17 protein-coding genes are annotated in these 15,551 nt (G+C 64.2%); 10 read left to right on the forward strand and 7 right to left on the reverse strand.

The genetic code is table 11. The features are described from left to right. Positions 1–147: 147 nt before the first annotated feature. The 4 genes from AC0L3P_RS25180 to AC0L3P_RS25195 all read right to left on the reverse strand — a co-directional run bounded on the left by AC0L3P_RS25180 (position 148) and on the right by AC0L3P_RS25195 (position 4,825). Positions 148–381, reverse strand: a complete 234-nt coding sequence (locus AC0L3P_RS25180) for a hypothetical protein (protein ID WP_275173174.1) — start codon at positions 379–381, stop codon at positions 148–150. Further along, positions 378–677 (reverse strand): hypothetical protein, encoded by a 300-nt coding sequence (locus AC0L3P_RS25185; RefSeq protein WP_007601417.1) that lies wholly within the window; start codon positions 675–677, stop codon positions 378–380. Before AC0L3P_RS25185 ends, AC0L3P_RS25180 begins: the two co-directional genes overlap by 4 nt. 150 nt (positions 678–827) lie before the next feature. Beyond that, positions 828–3,314 carry a TonB-dependent receptor gene (locus AC0L3P_RS25190; RefSeq protein ID WP_473305991.1) on the reverse strand — a complete coding sequence of 829 codons (2,487 nt, stop codon included), beginning with the start codon at positions 3,312–3,314 and terminating at the stop codon, positions 828–830. 152 nt (positions 3,315–3,466) lie between these two features. Beyond that, complete coding sequence (locus tag AC0L3P_RS25195) at positions 3,467–4,825, reverse strand: histidine kinase (RefSeq protein ID WP_473305993.1); 1,359 nt, start codon at positions 4,823–4,825, stop codon at positions 3,467–3,469. 145 nt (positions 4,826–4,970) lie between these two features. Here AC0L3P_RS25195 and AC0L3P_RS25200 point away from each other — a divergent pair, with 145 nt between their 5' ends. Together AC0L3P_RS25200 and fghA are read left to right on the forward strand one after the other, a co-directional pair. Beyond that, positions 4,971–5,591 carry a response regulator gene (locus tag AC0L3P_RS25200; protein WP_018460280.1) on the forward strand — a complete coding sequence of 207 codons (621 nt, stop codon included), beginning with the start codon at positions 4,971–4,973 and terminating at the stop codon, positions 5,589–5,591. A 69-nt stretch (positions 5,592–5,660) separates the two neighbouring features. Continuing rightward, positions 5,661–6,506, forward strand: a complete 846-nt coding sequence (fghA, locus tag AC0L3P_RS25205) for an S-formylglutathione hydrolase (protein WP_473305995.1) — start codon at positions 5,661–5,663, stop codon at positions 6,504–6,506. A gap of 27 nt (positions 6,507–6,533) precedes the next feature. Here fghA and AC0L3P_RS25210 read toward each other — a convergent pair whose 3' ends face one another. Continuing rightward, positions 6,534–7,106, reverse strand: coding sequence for a DUF3280 domain-containing protein (locus AC0L3P_RS25210; RefSeq protein WP_275173186.1), 573 nt, complete (start codon positions 7,104–7,106; stop codon positions 6,534–6,536). Positions 7,107–7,165: 59 nt separating this feature from the next. On the opposite strand from AC0L3P_RS25210, the gene AC0L3P_RS25215 reads away from it, so the two are divergent. From AC0L3P_RS25215 to AC0L3P_RS25240, 6 genes are all read left to right on the forward strand, one after another. Further along, positions 7,166–8,347 (forward strand): ABC transporter substrate-binding protein, encoded by a 1,182-nt coding sequence (locus tag AC0L3P_RS25215; protein WP_473305998.1) that lies wholly within the window; start codon positions 7,166–7,168, stop codon positions 8,345–8,347. Positions 8,348–8,357: 10 nt separating this feature from the next. Further along, positions 8,358–9,338 (forward strand): YVTN family beta-propeller repeat protein, encoded by a 981-nt coding sequence (locus tag AC0L3P_RS25220; RefSeq protein WP_473306000.1) that lies wholly within the window; start codon positions 8,358–8,360, stop codon positions 9,336–9,338. Continuing rightward, on the forward strand, positions 9,335–10,141 hold the full coding sequence (locus tag AC0L3P_RS25225) for an ABC transporter ATP-binding protein (RefSeq protein WP_473306002.1): 807 nt from the start codon (positions 9,335–9,337) through the stop codon (positions 10,139–10,141). Before AC0L3P_RS25220 ends, AC0L3P_RS25225 begins: the two co-directional genes overlap by 4 nt. Next, a complete protein-coding gene (locus AC0L3P_RS25230; RefSeq protein WP_473306004.1) occupies positions 10,138–10,986 on the forward strand; it encodes an ABC transporter permease in 849 nt (282 codons plus the stop codon). The genes AC0L3P_RS25225 and AC0L3P_RS25230 overlap by 4 nt, the downstream gene beginning before the upstream one ends. Then, positions 10,983–11,597: a hypothetical protein gene (locus AC0L3P_RS25235; RefSeq protein WP_473306006.1), complete on the forward strand. Its 615-nt coding sequence runs from the start codon at positions 10,983–10,985 to the stop codon at positions 11,595–11,597. Before AC0L3P_RS25230 ends, AC0L3P_RS25235 begins: the two co-directional genes overlap by 4 nt. 137 nt (positions 11,598–11,734) lie before the next feature. After that, entirely contained in the window at positions 11,735–12,034 is a 300-nt protein-coding gene (locus tag AC0L3P_RS25240) for a copper-binding protein (protein ID WP_007601401.1), read from the forward strand. Between the two features lie 126 nt (positions 12,035–12,160). Here AC0L3P_RS25240 and AC0L3P_RS25245 read toward each other — a convergent pair whose 3' ends face one another. Together AC0L3P_RS25245 and AC0L3P_RS25250 are read right to left on the reverse strand one after the other, a co-directional pair. Next, entirely contained in the window at positions 12,161–12,718 is a 558-nt protein-coding gene (locus tag AC0L3P_RS25245) for a PQQ-dependent catabolism-associated CXXCW motif protein (protein ID WP_354065580.1), read from the reverse strand. A 10-nt stretch (positions 12,719–12,728) separates the two neighbouring features. After that, a complete protein-coding gene (locus tag AC0L3P_RS25250) occupies positions 12,729–13,610 on the reverse strand; it encodes a substrate-binding domain-containing protein (RefSeq protein WP_473306009.1) in 882 nt (293 codons plus the stop codon). 129 nt (positions 13,611–13,739) lie between these two features. Here AC0L3P_RS25250 and AC0L3P_RS25255 point away from each other — a divergent pair, with 129 nt between their 5' ends. Both AC0L3P_RS25255 and AC0L3P_RS25260 read left to right on the forward strand, forming a co-directional pair. Next, a complete protein-coding gene (locus AC0L3P_RS25255) occupies positions 13,740–14,666 on the forward strand; it encodes a quinoprotein relay system zinc metallohydrolase 2 (RefSeq protein ID WP_473306011.1) in 927 nt (308 codons plus the stop codon). Positions 14,667–14,716: 50 nt separating this feature from the next. Further along, positions 14,717–15,535 (forward strand): quinoprotein dehydrogenase-associated SoxYZ-like carrier, encoded by an 819-nt coding sequence (locus tag AC0L3P_RS25260; protein ID WP_473306013.1) that lies wholly within the window; start codon positions 14,717–14,719, stop codon positions 15,533–15,535. Positions 15,536–15,551 lie beyond the last annotated feature (16 nt).

Genomic DNA, 15,551 nt, shown 5'->3' on the forward strand with positions numbered 1-15,551 from the left:
GACGCAGAGACAGCCAAGTCGTTTCGTTACAATTTTAGGATCATTCGCTATGGTTTCCGATCGGTAAAAACAACGCGACGCCAGGCTTCGCCGGCGCGCGGGATCATCGGAGGAGTCAAAAGATCGGATAAGCTGACAAGCGCGCTGTCACGGCACCTCGCCGGTGTTGCGACTCCCGCCGATGCTGTGCGGCTTGTTGAGGAAGAACTCCCGGTTGCCGAGAGCTGCCTCCGCGTACTGGTCGATCGCGACCTGGATGGCCTCGATGTGCATGCGGCACCAGCCCTCGAGGCAGGACAGGCGCCGCGCATGATGGAGAGCCTTCAGAAATTCCGGGGGCTCCGGCATATCGGAGAAGTAGGTCGGCCTCTCCCCCTTCATGCCCGTGCCATCTCTCGCGGCGGAACAAGGCGGCGCTTCTCGACACCGACGCGCGATGGCATCGGCCGCCGGCGGGGAACGAAGAGGCTGGCGACGACGATCGGGTCGGTGTCACCGAGGGCGGCCCGCTCCTGAACGAGCCCACTCATCACCGTGCGCATCTTCATGACTTCGCCTGCGACGAAGCTGCAGTCCTCGTCCCTGTTGATCTGTTCATGCATGATCGCCTCGGCCTCACGCATGCTGACGCGTAACGCCCTGATGATCCTGCGGATTTCGTTGATGCGGTTGTCCACGGCTCGCTCCCTTGGCTGGAGAGCAGCATAAGAACAAAACATGAACAATGAGTCAATCGGCTTTAGGTAGAACACACCCGTGCCGGCACGCCGCGCCGGCGCGAACCGGCCTCCTCGTCATCCCACATGCGCCGGGGCTTGCGAGCCGGATCAGAACGTCACCCGCATCCCCGCATAGAATGCACGCGGCCTTGCCGGGCTGAGCGAGCGCGGGTCGGTGAACTCGGCGCCGCCGTTGGTAAAGTTGGGCACGGCTCCGGTGTCGAAGAACTGTCCGTAGGTCGCGAAGCGCTTGTCGAAGATGTTGTCGATCTTGCCGTAGAGCTGGAAGTTCTTGGTCACCTGGTAGGACGTGTGCAGGTTGAACACGGTGTAGGACGGCAGCTTCGCATATTGGTTGGACTCGTCGCCGACCAGATATTGGCTGGAGACGAACAGCGCATTGCCGCCGACCTTCCAGACGTCGGTGACGGCATAGTCGACGCCGACCTTGACGCGGTGGCGCGGGATGGCGGGGAGCTGGTTGCCGGGCGAGACCTGGATGTTGCCGTCACCATCGGCGAACGGGCTGTTGGAGCCGATGGACAACGCGTCGAGGAAGCGCGCGTCGACGAAAGCGTAGCTCGCCTGGAATTGAACCGTCGGCGATTTGATGTTGATTTCGGCCTCGAGGCCTTGCCGCCGGGTGCGGCCGACATTGGAGAAATAGCCAAAGCCGGTGCGGCCGGGAACGGGGATCGCGACGATGTCGTCGTAATTGGTGGCGCGGAAGCCGCCGAGCTTCCAGCCGAGCGTGCCGATGTTCAGCTCCCTGCTGCCACGCAAGCCCGCTTCCACGGTCTTGGACACGACCTGTTTCAGCGGCGGATCGGAGACGAGGAACGCGGCAATGAGACAGGGACGGGCGGGATCGGAGCAGCCGAGCTCGAGCGGCGTTGGAACGCGGTTGGCCTCGGAATAGCCGGCATAGGCCGTCAACCCCGGCGTGAGTTTGTAGGTGCCGCCGATCACCGGATTGAAACGGGTGAAGGTGTGATCGCCGTTGAGATCGGCCCCGAGCTGATCCTCCAGTGAGATGCGCGCCACGTTGAACCGGCCGCCGCCGGTGACGGCAAAGGCGTCGGTGACATTGAACGTGTCCATCCCATAGAGACCGTTATATTGGTTGACAGTCCGCAGCGAGACAGGGCCGGCAACGGTATCAGGTACGCCGGTCGGCCCCAGGAAGAGGCCGCTGCCGCTGACGACGTAGTTTTCTCCGATCGTGCCAATTTCGGCGGTGGCGTTATAGCGCGTGACGCTGGCGTCATAGGTCGCGCCCATCACGAAGCGGTTGTCGTGGCCGAACAATTGATCGGTGTTGGTGGCCTGCCCCGACACGCCGAAGGTGGTCGAGCGTATCGAGCTGCGGTCGATCTCGCCGAGGATGGTCCCCGACGCGAAAGGATTGGCAAGCGGCAGGCCGTTCCCGCCGTTTGCCGGTGTGGCGCCGTCGCCGAAGCAAAGAAGGCCGGCGAGCCCCGGATCGGTGCATTCCTGCGCGTCGGTCGGATTGCCGTCGACCAGCTTCTGCTCGTACCTGCGCACATGCGCGGTGCCTTCGAGCGTCCAGGTCGGCGTCGCATCGACCTTGCCTGTCAGGTTGAGATAGCCGACGCGATTGGAGGTGGTCTGCGGTGTCGTGTAGGTCGCGCCCCAATATTTGTCGAGCAGCTCGGCCGGAACGGTGGCGCTGGCGCCGAAATCGTTCTTGGCGACGCCCATGTTGGCGTGGAATTCGCTGTCGCCGGCCTTGTAGCCGACATCGCCGTAGAAGCGCCGCACGTCCGATTGGGAGAAATTGCGGAAGCCGTTGTCGTGCAGGCCTTCGAGCGCGGCATAGACGCCGTAGTTCTTGTCGACCGTCTTGCCCCATTGCGCCGAGCCCTGGATGCGGCCGAACGAGCCGCCCATGAGATCAAGCTCCGCGCCCTGGTAGGTGAAACCGTCCTTCATTTGCAAATTGATCGCGCCGCCCAGCGCGTTGAGGCCGAAGGCGGGATTGTTGGTCACGAGCGTCACCGACCGGATCGCCGCGGTCGGGATCAGGTCCCAGTTGACTGCGTCGGAGAAGGCCTCGTTGATGCGAACGCCGTTCTGATACACAGCCAGGCCTTGCGGCGTGCCCGTCACCGGAGATGCAACGAAGCCGCGGAATTCGACATCCGGCTGAAACGGATTGCCGGTGACCTCGCTGATGTTGACGCCGGCGATGTTGTCGCGAAGCGCATCGGTAATGTTCAGCGAGCCGGTGCGCTTGATCTGGCTGGCGTCGACGGCGTTGATCGCCGACGGGACCTTGTCGACGTCAAGCCCTCGGCCGGTACCCGGCGCGGTCGGGTAGACGTAGAGGCGCGTCTTGGGGCTAGCGGATGACGGTGCCCCGATGCGCGCGACCGGACGCGATGACGCGGTGCGCCGCGCCGTTGACGGCGGCGGCGCCGTCACCTCGACCGGCGGCAGGTTCTGGACGTTCGTTTCCTCGTCCGGTGCAGCCCCCGCAGGGATCGCGAAGACACAGACCACCCCGGCCGAAACCGAGGCCATCAACAAACCACGCTTGAACCCAAGAGCCTTGAACCGAACACGATCGCCCATCCCAGCCTTCCCATCCGTGACCACCGGCTGTTTTGATTTTCGCCGGTTGGTCGAAACGAGTGTAATCGGCAGGGATGCGGACGCCAGCCACAAAAGGTCGGACCATATCCGCACCCGTTTTCCCGACCAAATCGGGAATTTTCCCGACGCGATCAGGCCGCCGCCGTCGGAACCAGTGCCTCGACGGTTAGACCGCCATCGCCGGACACGACGTTGAGCGTGCCGCCCAACGCCAGGATCCGCTCGCGCATGCCGACGAGCCCGAAGCCGAGCTTCTGGCCCGGCTCCATGCCGCGGCCATTGTCGCTGACCCGCACCCGGGCACAGCCGCGGCCGTCGCTTGCCGCCTGTGCCACCGGCTCGATGACGACATTGACCGAGGTCGCGCCGGCGTGGCGGAACACGTTGGTGAGCGCCTCCTGCACGATGCGGTAGATGGTGAGGTCGGCGGTCTCCCCCGTGACGCCAAGCGCCGGCGAGATCACGGTCTCGATGGCGACATCGGGATGCGACTCTCGCCACAGCCGTGACAGCGATTCCAGTGCCTGGCGCAGGCCGAGCTCGGCAAGGCCGACGGGCCGGAGACGCTCCAGCACGCGGCGATTGAACTGCTGAAGCGCGTTGATCTGCTCCAGCATGGCACTGCCGTGTTTTCGCACGGCCTCCGCACTCGGGGCGCGTCCGTCCGCCTGCTTCGCCAGCGCGCTGGCATGCGCGCGTAGCGAAAACAGATATGGCCCGAACTCGTCATGGAGCTCGCGCGCGATCTCCTTGCGCTCGACATCCTGGAGCGACACCGTTCGCTCGGCGAGGCGCCGCTTGTCCTCGATGGCGTCACTGAGCGTCGCCGCAAGATGGTTGAGCTTGCTGCAGATCGCGGCGAGCTCCGGTGCGCCGCCCGGCGCGACGCGCGCCTGATAGCGGCCGTCTTCGAGCTCGGCCATCACATCCGCCAGGGACTGGAGCGGCGCCAGTGCCCGGCCGACCACATTCATCATCACCAGGAACAGCGCCAGCGCGATCGCCGAGCCGACCTCGAGCTGGGTCACGATGGCGTCCCAGATCTCGGCGATCTCGTCATCGGGATGGGAGGTGATCAGCAGTGAACCCGGCTTGCCATGGATCGAGACGGGTACGCTCACCGCCGTCTGCTCGGGATGAACGAGGCTGACAAACCAGGCCGGCGGCGCGCGGGTGTCGTCATCGGCGTCGGTCCGGGGCTGCGTCAGCGGACTGCCGGCTTCGTCCCGCAGCGCGATGCTGACATGGCGCAGGCGGCTAAGGTCGCGTGCGATCTGGTTCAGCCTGGCATCCGGATCGGGAGCCTCGTTGAGGTCCGCCACGATCATTTCGATGAACTCGCGCGCGAGCCGGATCACGCTCTGGTCCTCGGCCTGCACGCGGGGCCCGGCTTCCGCGACCTGGCGGCCGATATTGACGGCGAGCCCCAGCGCCAGCAGCAGCGCCAGCAGCAGGTTGATGCGCCCGCGCAAGGATAGATTTTGCCACATTGGTCTCGCCCGTGCCCTTGCGAAGGATTGGCCTGCGCCTGTCCGATGACGTTGACAGAGGCGAAGCGCCCGATATCTAATCGAAAGCGTACAGCAATCCCGGCCGGGCGCGAAACAGGCCAAGACGCTGTCGCGAGGAACGCCTATGCGCATTTTGATCGTCGACGATCATCCCATCGTCGCCTCCGGCTGCCGTGCCGTGCTGGCCGACGAGGGCGAGATCGAGATTTTGGAAGCCGCCGACGCCGAAGACGGCGAGTGCGTCTTCATCGTCGAGCGCCCCGACCTTTCGATCATCGACATCAACCTGCCGACCGTGTCCGGCTTCGAGCTCGCGCGCCGCATCCTCGAGCGCGCGCCCGAGGCCCGGATCATCATGTTCAGCATGAACGACGACCCTGCTTTCGCCGCGCGCGCAATCGAGTGCGGCGCCAAGGGCTACGTCTCCAAGACCGGTGACCCCGACGATCTCGTCGAGGCGATCCGCACCGTCGGCGGCGGCGGCACCTATCTGCCGAGCGCGATCGCGCGCAGCATCGCCTTTGCGGGGCCCGCGCTGGCGCAAAGCCCGCTGTCGAAGCTGAACGCGCGCGAGATGGAGATTTTGCGGTTGCTCAGCGCCGGAAAGAGCCTTTCCGAGATCGCCTGGCTGGTGCAGTCGTCCTACAAGACTGTCGCCAACACCTCGTCCATCATGCGCCAGAAGCTCGGGGTCAAAACCTCTGTCGAGCTGGTGCGGCTGGCGATCGACAGCGGCGTGGCCTGACGGCGGCCCCGAATTCGGTCACACAAGCGTTGCAATCCTGATGTGGTTTGATGCCACGGAGCAAATGGCATGACGATCCAGACTGTCTCGACCAATACATCCTATGGCGGCGTGCAGGGCGTGTATCGCCATGCCAGCCAGGCGACCGGAACCGACATGGTGTTCTCGGTCTATGTTCCCCCGCACGCGCAGGGCGCCAAGCTGCCCGTGGTCTGGTATCTCTCCGGCCTCACCTGCACGCACGCCAACGTCACCGAGAAAGGCGAATTCCGCAAAGCCTGCGCCGAGCTCGGCTTGATCTTCGTCGCGCCCGACACCAGCCCGCGCGGCCCCGACGTGCCGGGCGATGCCAACAATGCCTATGATTTCGGTCTTGGCGCCGGCTTCTATGTCGACGCGACGGAAGCGCCGTTTTCACACAATTATCGCATGTGGAGCTACGTCACCGACGAACTGCCGAAACTCGTGGCGGAGAATTTTCCGGTCGATGCAAAGCGCCAATCGGTGATGGGCCATTCGATGGGCGGCCATGGCGCGCTGACGGTCGCGCTGCGCAACCCGCACCGTTTTCGCGCGGCCAGCGCCTTTGCGCCGATCGTGGCGCCATCGCTCGTGCCCTGGGGCATCAAGGCGCTGACCGGCTATCTCGGACCGAACAAGGATGCCTGGCGCAGCCACGACACGGTGGCGCTGATCGAGGACGGCGCGAAGTTTTCGGGCTTCCTCGTCGACGTCGGCGAGGCCGATAATTTCCTGAAGGAGCAGCTTCGTCCTGAATTGCTGCAGGCGGCCTGTGCCAAGGCCAACATCCCGCTGACGCTGCGACGGCAGGCGGGCTACGACCACAGCTATTATTTCATCTCGACCTTCATGGGCGACCATCTGCACTGGCATGCGGAGAGATTGAAGGGGTAATGGCTTCTTCTTCTCTCTTGGAAGAACCTACTCCGGCTTGCCGTAATTCGGTGCCAGCAGCCGGTTGCGGATCAGATAGCTCATCGTGCGCGTCCAGGATTCATCCGTGTTGCCGCGCATGTCGGCGCTGGCGGCCGTGATCATGTTGCCGGTCTTCACGTCTCGCAGGTAGATGTTCAGATTGATGATCAGGTTCGAGACCTTCTGCACCATGCCGGTGATCTCCAGGTCGGCACCCAACTGCCCGGCAAGCTGGAGATCGCAATTGCCGCAGGCCTGTAAATTGCTGTGTCGGGCCGCGTCCCGGATCGGCGCGATATCGAGCAGCTGGAACCTGCCTGACTCAACCAGCGCCTTGCGCAACTGCTCGCTGATGAGGTCGAGCCGCGCCTCCTCCGGCTTGGATCCGTAGAACTCGCCGGGCAGGCTGGTGTCGATCAGTTCGAAATCGAACACCGCGAGTTTCGGCGGATCGGCGAATGCGACCGAGCCCGTCAACAGCAAAGCGGCGAAACATATCAGCGCTCGCATGATCGTGATTCCCGGCCTCACGCGCGCGAGGACGAAATGCGGGGTTGCATGCCCTGACAAATCGGTCATGCTTTAGCATGAGACAATTCTCCATCGGCGGTCAAGCCGGGGAGTTGTGCGGAGGAAACATGATCCGATGGTTGGTCGGCCTGATCGGCTTGGGACTTGCTGCGACGAGCGCGCTCGCGGCCGACCCTGTCATGATCGGCGTCGGCTATCTCGGAATCGCCGGCACGAGATCGACGCTGTCGCTGGTCGAGCAGCCCGCGGAGAATGACGGCGTCGCCGGCGCACGCCTCGCCATCGACGACAACAACACCACCGGCAAATTCCTGGGCCAGCGATTTGCGCTGGAGGAGCGGCGTATCAAGGAGGGCGAGGATGCCGTGCAGGCCGCGACCGATCTCGCCACACGCAACGGCTTCATCATCGCCGACCTGCCGGCCGACGCGCTGCTGAAAGTCGCGGACGCCCTGCGCGAGCGCGGCACGCTGCTGTTTAACGCCGGCGCGATCGACGAGCGACTGCGCGAGGCCGATTGCCGTGCCAACGTCATCCACACCGCGCCGACGCGCGCAATGCTGGCGGACGCGCTCGGTCAGTATCTGGTGTGGAAGCAGTGGAAGCGCTGGCTGCTCGTGGTCGGCTCGCATGACGAGGACAGACTGTTCGCCGATGCGCTCCGGCGCACCGCGGCGCGGTTCGGCGCCAAGATCGTGCAGGAGCGCAGCTTCGAAGACAAAGGCGGCGCGCGCCGCACCGACTCGGGCGTGACGCTGATCCAGCGCCAGATGCCGGTGTTCACGCAGCAGGCACCGGCCTACGACGTGCTGGTCGCCGCCGACGAAAGCGAGGTGTTCGGCGCCTATTTGCCCTATCGCACCTGGGATCCGCGGCCCGTCGCGGGCTCGGCCGGCCTGGTGCCGCGGAGTTGGGACGCCGCGCAGGATCAATGGGGCGCGATCCAGATGCAGAACCGCTTCGTCAAGCTGAACGCACGGCGGATGACCGCGCTCGACATGCAGGCCTGGACGGCCGTACGCATGATCGGAGAGGCCACCTCGCGCACCAATTCCGGCGACATCAAGAAGGTCACCGATTTCATCAAGGGCCCGGAGTTCTCGGTCGCCGCCTTCAAGGGGACAAAGCTGACCTTGCGCGATTGGAACCTGCAGCTGCGCCAGCCGATCCTGCTGGTCGACGGCCGCATGGTGGTGTCGGTGTCGCCGCAGGAAGGTTTCCTGCATCAGGTCTCCGAGCTCGACACGCTCGGCTATGACCGCCCGGAGAGCAAATGCAAGCTGAAGTGAGGACATTAAAGTGAGGACTTGGACGTTGCGCGCGTGGCGTGTTGGGTTGCTGTCCGGACTGACGCTGGCGGCGGCGCCCGCGCATGCGTTCATCGCCTATGTCTCGAACGAGAAGAGCAACACGGTGTCGGTGATCGACACCGAGAGCTGGACGGTCACCAAGACCATCAAGGTCGGCCAGCGCCCGCGCGGCATCGACTTCACGCGCGACGGCAAGTTCGTGATGGTCGCGGTCGGCGACGACGACACCATCCAGATGATCGACGCCAAGACGCAAAGCGTGGTGGACAGCCTGCCCTCCGGGCCCGACCCGGAATTGTTCGCCCAGGATGCCGCCGGCAAGATCCTCTATGTCGCCAACGAGAACGACAACACGGTGACCGTGATCGACCTCGAGAAGCGCGCCCGCCTTGGCGACATCCAGGTCGGCGTCGAGCCCGAGGGCATGACCATCAGCCCGGACGGCAAGACGCTGATCAACACGTCCGAGACCACCAACATGGCGCATTTCATCGACACGTCGTCGCGCCAGATCGTCGCCAACGTGCTGGTCGACGCGCGGCCGCGCTTTGCCGAATTCAAGCACGACGCTTCCGAATTGTGGGTGTCCTCGGAGATCGGCGGCACCGTCTCGATCATCGATCCCGGCAAACACGAGGTGACCGGCAAGATCAATTTCGAGATCCCGGGGTTGAGGAAAGAGGCGATCCAGCCTGTTGGCATCGGCATGACCCGGGACGACAAGACCGCTTTCATCGCGCTCGGACCCGCCAACCGCATCGCCGTGGTCGACGTCGCAACGCGCAAGGTGACGAAATATCTGCTGGTCGGACAGCGGGTCTGGCACATGGCATTCACGCCGGACGAGAAATTTCTGCTTACCACCAATGGCGTGTCGAATGACGTCTCCGTCATCGACGTCGCCGCGCAAAAGGTGATCAAGACCATTCAGGTGGGCGAGCTGCCCTGGGGTATCACGATCGCGCCATGACCAGCCCTGCTCCCATCGCCGAACAACGCGAAACACCAAGGCCCGATCCGGCGGCCGTGCCCGCGCTGTCGATCGACAGCGTCAGCCACGCCTATGGCCCGCGCCGCGCGCTGATGGACGTGTCCTTCAACGTACAGCCCGCGAGCTTCACGGCCCTGCTCGGCCTCAACGGCGCAGGCAAGAGCACGCTGTTCTCGCTGATCACGCGGCTGTTCGGCATCCAATCCGGCCGCGTCGGCATTTTCGGCCACGACATCAGCAGAAGCCCCGGCGAAGCGCTGCGGTTGCTCGGCGTCGTGTTCCAGCCGCGCACGCTCGATCTCGATCTGTCGCTGACGCAGAACCTGCTCTATCACGCCGCACTCCACGGTATCAGCCGCCGCGAGGCCCGGGCGCGAGCCGCCGAGTTGCTTAGCCGCATCGGGCTTACCGAGCGTGGCGGCAGCAAGGTGCGCGATCTCTCGGGCGGGCAGATGCGGCGGGTGGAGATCGCCCGGGCGCTACTGCACCGGCCGCGCCTGCTATTGCTGGACGAGCCCACCGTCGGCCTCGACGTCAAGGCGCGCGCCGACATCATCAGCCATGTGCGCCAGCTCGTGAGCGAGCAAGGCATCGGCGTGCTCTGGGCCACGCATCTGTTCGACGAAATCATGGCCGGTGACGATCTCGTGGTGCTGCACCAGGGCAAGGTGCTGGCGCAGGGGCCGATGAGCCGCGTCGTCGCGGAAGCCGGCGCGCAGGACGTCAACACCGCCTTCATGCGCCTGACCGGCGCGCAGTCCCTGCCGGGCGGCGGCGCATGAGCAGCATCACCACCCGCGAGGCGCCGCGCGGCTTCTCGGCCGCCGAATACATGACCTGCCTCACGGGCATCGTCTGGCGCGAGGGACTGCGCTTCCTGCACCAGCGCGAGCGTTTCGTCTCGGCGCTGGTGCGGCCGCTGGTCTGGCTGTTCATCTTCGCCGCCGGATTCCGCCAGGTGCTCGGCATCTCCATCATCCCGCCTTACGAGACCTACATCCTCTACGAGGTCTTCATAGCGCCCGGGCTGATGGCCATGATCCAGCTCTTCAACGGCATGCAGTCCTCGCTCTCCATGGTCTATGACCGCGAGATGGGGAACATGCGCACGCTGCTGGTAAGCCCGCTGCCGCGCGGCTACCTGTTGTTCTGCAAGCTGCTCGCGGGCACCGCGGTGTCGCTGCTCCAGGTCTACGCGTTCCTGCTGATCGCCTGGTTCTGGGACATCACTCCTCCCCCGATCGGCTATCTCACCGTGCTGCCGGCACTGATCCTGTCCGGACTGATGCTGGGCTCGCTCGGCATGCTGATCTCCTCCGGCATCAAGCAGCTGGAGAACTTCGCCGGCGTGATGAATTTTGTCATTTTTCCGATGTTCTTCGCTTCATCGGCGCTCTACCCGCTCTGGCGGGTGCAGGAAGGCAGCCCCTATCTCTACTATGTCTGCGAGGCCAATCCGTTCACCCACGCGGTTGAGCTGATCCGGTTCGCGCTGTACGGACAGATCAACTGGATCTCGCTGGCGGTGGTCGCGACCTGCACAATCGTCTTCATGCTCGGCGCGATCTATGCCTATGATCCCTCGCGCGGGCTGGCGCGACGGGGCCCTGCGGGAGGCGAAGGATGACGGTTCGGGTGCTGGCCATGACCGCTCTGATGCTCGCAGCCGCGAGCACGGCGGCACGCGCGGCCGATCCGCGCTATCCGGATTGGCCCTGCACGCAGGCCAAAGTGCCGGAAATTTCGCTTGCCGCGGTATGGGCTGGTCCTTCGCTCGACGACGTGCAGAACAAGTGGAAGGACGACGCCAAAGTCAGCGCGCTGGTCGCCAAACTGTCGGCACGCAAGACGCCGCTGGACGAGGCCGAGAAGCTGGTGAAGGAGTTTTTGGCGGGCTCCGCGGCCGACAAGACCGCGAATGCGAAACTGCTGTTCGCAGGCCTGTTCGACACGCTCAACGCTCAGCGCTCGCAGGTCATGAGCGGGCTCGAACGCGTCAGCCGCAAGCAGCGCGAAGCCGCCGACAAGATCCGTGAGGAGAGTGTCCAACTCCAGGCGCTCCAGGGCGCCACGCCGCGCGACGAGGCCAAGGTCGATGCGCTCAGCAACGAGCTGATCTGGAAGACCCGCATTTTCGAGGACCGCTACAAGGTAGTGCGGTTCGTCTGCGAGGTTCCCACCACAATCGACCAGCGGCTGTTTGCGCTCGGACGCGTGATCCAACAGGAAATGGAATAGCGTCAGCCTCGTTGACCGCTTGCGGCAGGTTCCCGCGCCTCCATTGCGATGATTAACCTGCCGCCGCTCTATATGCCGGAACCAAATCGATCTAGGATGTCTTGTCGATAGGTAATCCAAGGCATCGGGAGGCCTCGATGGGAACCACGAAATTCATCCTCGCAGGCGCTGCGGCCATCAGCATGCTCGCAAGCAGCGCATTCGCTGACGATCTGACCGGAATGGTCACCCGGATCGATCGGCTCAACAGCACGATTTCGATCCAGCAGACACAGAAGGGCACAGTCGGCGGCAGCGCAGGCGGCGCCGGCGCGCTCCAGGAGTACAAGGCCAAGGATGCCGCGATGCTCGATGCCGTCCACGCCGGCGACAGGGTGAGCTACTCTGCGACCGACAATAACGGCACGGGCACGCTGACGAAGTTGCAGAAGCAGTAGGCTTTCCTCGCCTCTTCCCACGTGCGACAGGGCGTCATGGCCGGGCTTGTCCCGGCCATCCACGCATAGCCACGCGGCACGAAGAACGTGGATGCCGGGACAAGCCCGGGCATAACGATCTCTTGCCTACTGCTCCGGCCGCGGCTCCGGCTGCGCCTCCTCGGTCGGAAGCTTGGCGCGCTCCCAGCCGTCGGTGCCATCGGGATACCAGGCGATGTTGGAATAGCCGTACGCGAGCGCGCGCTTGGCGGCGTTCCAGGACATCCAGCAATCGGCCAGGCAATAGATCACGAGCAGCGCGGTCTTGTCGCCGTGTGATGCACGCGCGAGGCCACGCTGAAAGTAGTCGTCCATGGCTTGCGGCAGCGTGCCGTAGCCGGTATCCGGCAGCCAGATGCTGCCCGGAATGTTTTTGCGCGGCGCCTCGCGCCAGACGGTACCCGCAGGAAGGTTCTTCGGCTTCGGCGCGCGCGGCAGCACGTCGATGAAGGCGCCGCTCTTCGCTTGCCAGATCGCCTCGGCTTCTGGCGTCGACAGGACGCGCGCCCCGCCGAGCGTCGCCGGCACAGGCGCGCGGTAGTTATCGGTGCGATAGCCCTCGGGCTCGAACGGCTCCTGCTGCTGCGCAACGACCGGCGCCACCAGCATGGCGGCTACCAGCGCAGCGGCAAGATGCCGCCTCATGGCGTCTGCCTCATGGTGCCTTCTTGGCCGTCTCCGCGCCGAGCGGCCGATTGTTCTCGTCCAGCAGCGGCACGCCGAAGTCGAGCAGGATCTTGTTGATCTCGCCTTGGTTCTCCTGGATCAACTTGTTGAGTTGCCGCTTCCAGTTCTGGTCGGCGCCACGCACGCCCATGCCGATGCGATACACCAGTTTTGGCCCGGTGGTTTCCTTCACCAGCGGGGTGACATGAAGCGATCCCGCCTTCTTTGCGTAGAACCCCGCCATCGGTCCCCACAGCACGCCGGCGTCGATCTTGCCCGCCGTGAGATCATTGATCATTGCCTGCGCTGAATTGTCGTAGCGCGTGTCGATCATCAGCGGATAGGGCTTTGCATCGCCCATCAGTCCCGCGATGGCCATATTGGTCGCAGGCGGTGTGCCGGCGACGATGCCGACATGCTTGCCCTTCAGCCTGGTATCCTCGAGCGTGTCGACCTCATCCAGCCCGCTGCCTGCTTTCGCAACCAGAGCATAGCTCGTGCGGTAATATGGATTGGTGCCTTGCACGAGGTCATCGCCTTGGGGGAAGCCCATGATGACGTCGCAGCGATGCGCGCCAAGCGTCATGCGCACGAAGCCGGTGGCTTGCGGAAAAAAGACATAGTCGAGCTTCTTCTGGAGCTTGTCCGCAAACAGCTCGGCAAGCTTGTTCTCGAACCCCTCGCCCTTCTCGTTCGAGAACGGCAGATTGCGCGGGTCGGAACAGACCCGCAGCACCTTGGGATCGACCAATTCGAAGGAGAGGTCGCCGGCGTCGTTGGTCTGCGCGATGGCGACGTCGCCGAACGCGCAAGATGCAACCAGGATACTCAGTGAAAACAACCAGCGACGATGTCGTCCGGCCTCCGTCATCGCGCTTCCTCCTAGGCTTGTTTGAATGCTAGCCATGCAACGCATGACGCGCCATGTTTTGCCAGACTGTGTGCTGGCTTTTCTTTGTTGCGGTGCAATGCGCGCAACCCTTTGAACTGAGGCGGAAAAGTGTCTCGCATCGCTCTCGTGATCGCAGCCTTGTCCCTGCTGGTGACAGCGACGCTAGCATGCGCCGCAGCGGCCGAATTGCCTGTGAGCGAAGTCGCGCCGGGAATCTTCGTACACTCCGGGACCATCGCCTTGATGACCCGCGAGAACGAGGGCGACATCGCCAATGTCGGATTCATCGTGGGCGAGGATGCTGTGGCGGTGATTGATACCGGCGGTAGCGTTCGCGAGGGTGAGGCGCTGCTGGCGGCGGTGCGGGCCCGCACGAGCAAGCCGATCCGCTACGTCATCAACACCCACGGCCATCCGGACCATGTTTTCGGCAATGCCGCCTTCGCCGTCGGGGACACCATTTTCGTCGGTCACAGCAGGCTGCCGCGGGCGCTGGCTGCGCGCGGGCCGTACTATCTCGACAATTTTAAGCGCATCATGGGGGACGAATTGATATCCCCCGTGAAAATTGTGCCGCCCACAATGCTTGTCACGGACACAATGACGCTCGATCTGGGCGCGCGCCGCCTGACCTTGCGGGGCTGGCCGGCCGGGCACAGCGACAATGACCTGACCGTGTTCGATGAGATGACGAAGACGCTGTTCACTGGCGACCTTGTCTTCCTCCGCCATATTCCGGTGATGGACGGCAGCATTCGCGGCTGGCTCGGCACCCTCGGGGAACTCGAGAGCATTCCGGCGCAGCGCGTCGTTCCCGGTCACGGGCCCGTGAGCGAATGGCCGGCAGCGCTGACCGATGAACGGCGCTATCTGACGGCACTGCTGGCGGACGTCCGGGCATCGAACAAGAAGGGCGAGCCGATCCGAACCGCCGCAGACAAGGCCGCCGCCTCGGAACGGCCGCACTGGGAGCTGTTCGACGACTACAACGCCCGCAACGCAACCGCAGCATTTTCGGAAATTGAATGGGAGTAGCGGACGCGCTACGATGCGCGAAACGTTGCTTCGTCCGCGGGACCAAGACCATGACGGGATGCACGCGCCGACTGCCTCTGATCGCCCTGCTCCTCGGCATCGCATTCGCCGTGCCGGTGCAGGCTTACGAAGCTTACGATCCCTGGCCGGGACTGGTGCAGGACATCTTCAGCAACCGTCCGATGAATGACGGCGGCAATGTCATTGGCATCGAGATGCCGTATCGCGCCGAGGACGCGGCCATCGTGCCCGTGACCCTGCGCAGCAAGCTCTCGCCCGGCGATGCCCGCCGCATCCGTTCGATCACGCTGGTGATCGATCGTAATCCAGCGCCGATGGCCGCGAAGTTCGAGCTCGGACCGGATGCCAACGTCACCGAAATCTCGACGCGCGTGCGCGTCAACAATTACACCGACGTCCATGCGGTGGCCGAACTCAGCGACGGCCAGCTCTATGTCTCGAAGGTCTATGTGAAGGCTTCCGGCGGCTGCTCCGCACCGGCGGGGAAGAATGCCGAGGAAGCCCAGAACCGGCTCGGGCAGATGCGCTACCGGCAATTCGCGCGCGAGGAGGCCCCGGCGAGCCGCATGCGGGAGGCGCAGATCATGATCGGCCATCCCAACAATTCCGGGCTGCAGATGGACCAGGTCACGCAGCTCTACATTCCCGCCTTCTTCGTCAACCAGCTCAAGCTGACGCAGGACGACAGCCCCGTGCTTTCGATGGAAGGCGGCATCTCGATCTCGGAAGATCCCAATCTGCGCTTCACCTACGTGTCCAACGGCGCCAGGCGTTTCCGCGCGGAAGCCAAGGATACGGACGGACACGTGTTCCGCAACGAGTGGGATGTGGAGAAGCCGGGGACGTGAGGGCGTCCATCATCCT

The sequence above is a fragment of the Bradyrhizobium sp. WSM4874 genome, from assembly GCF_055811835.1.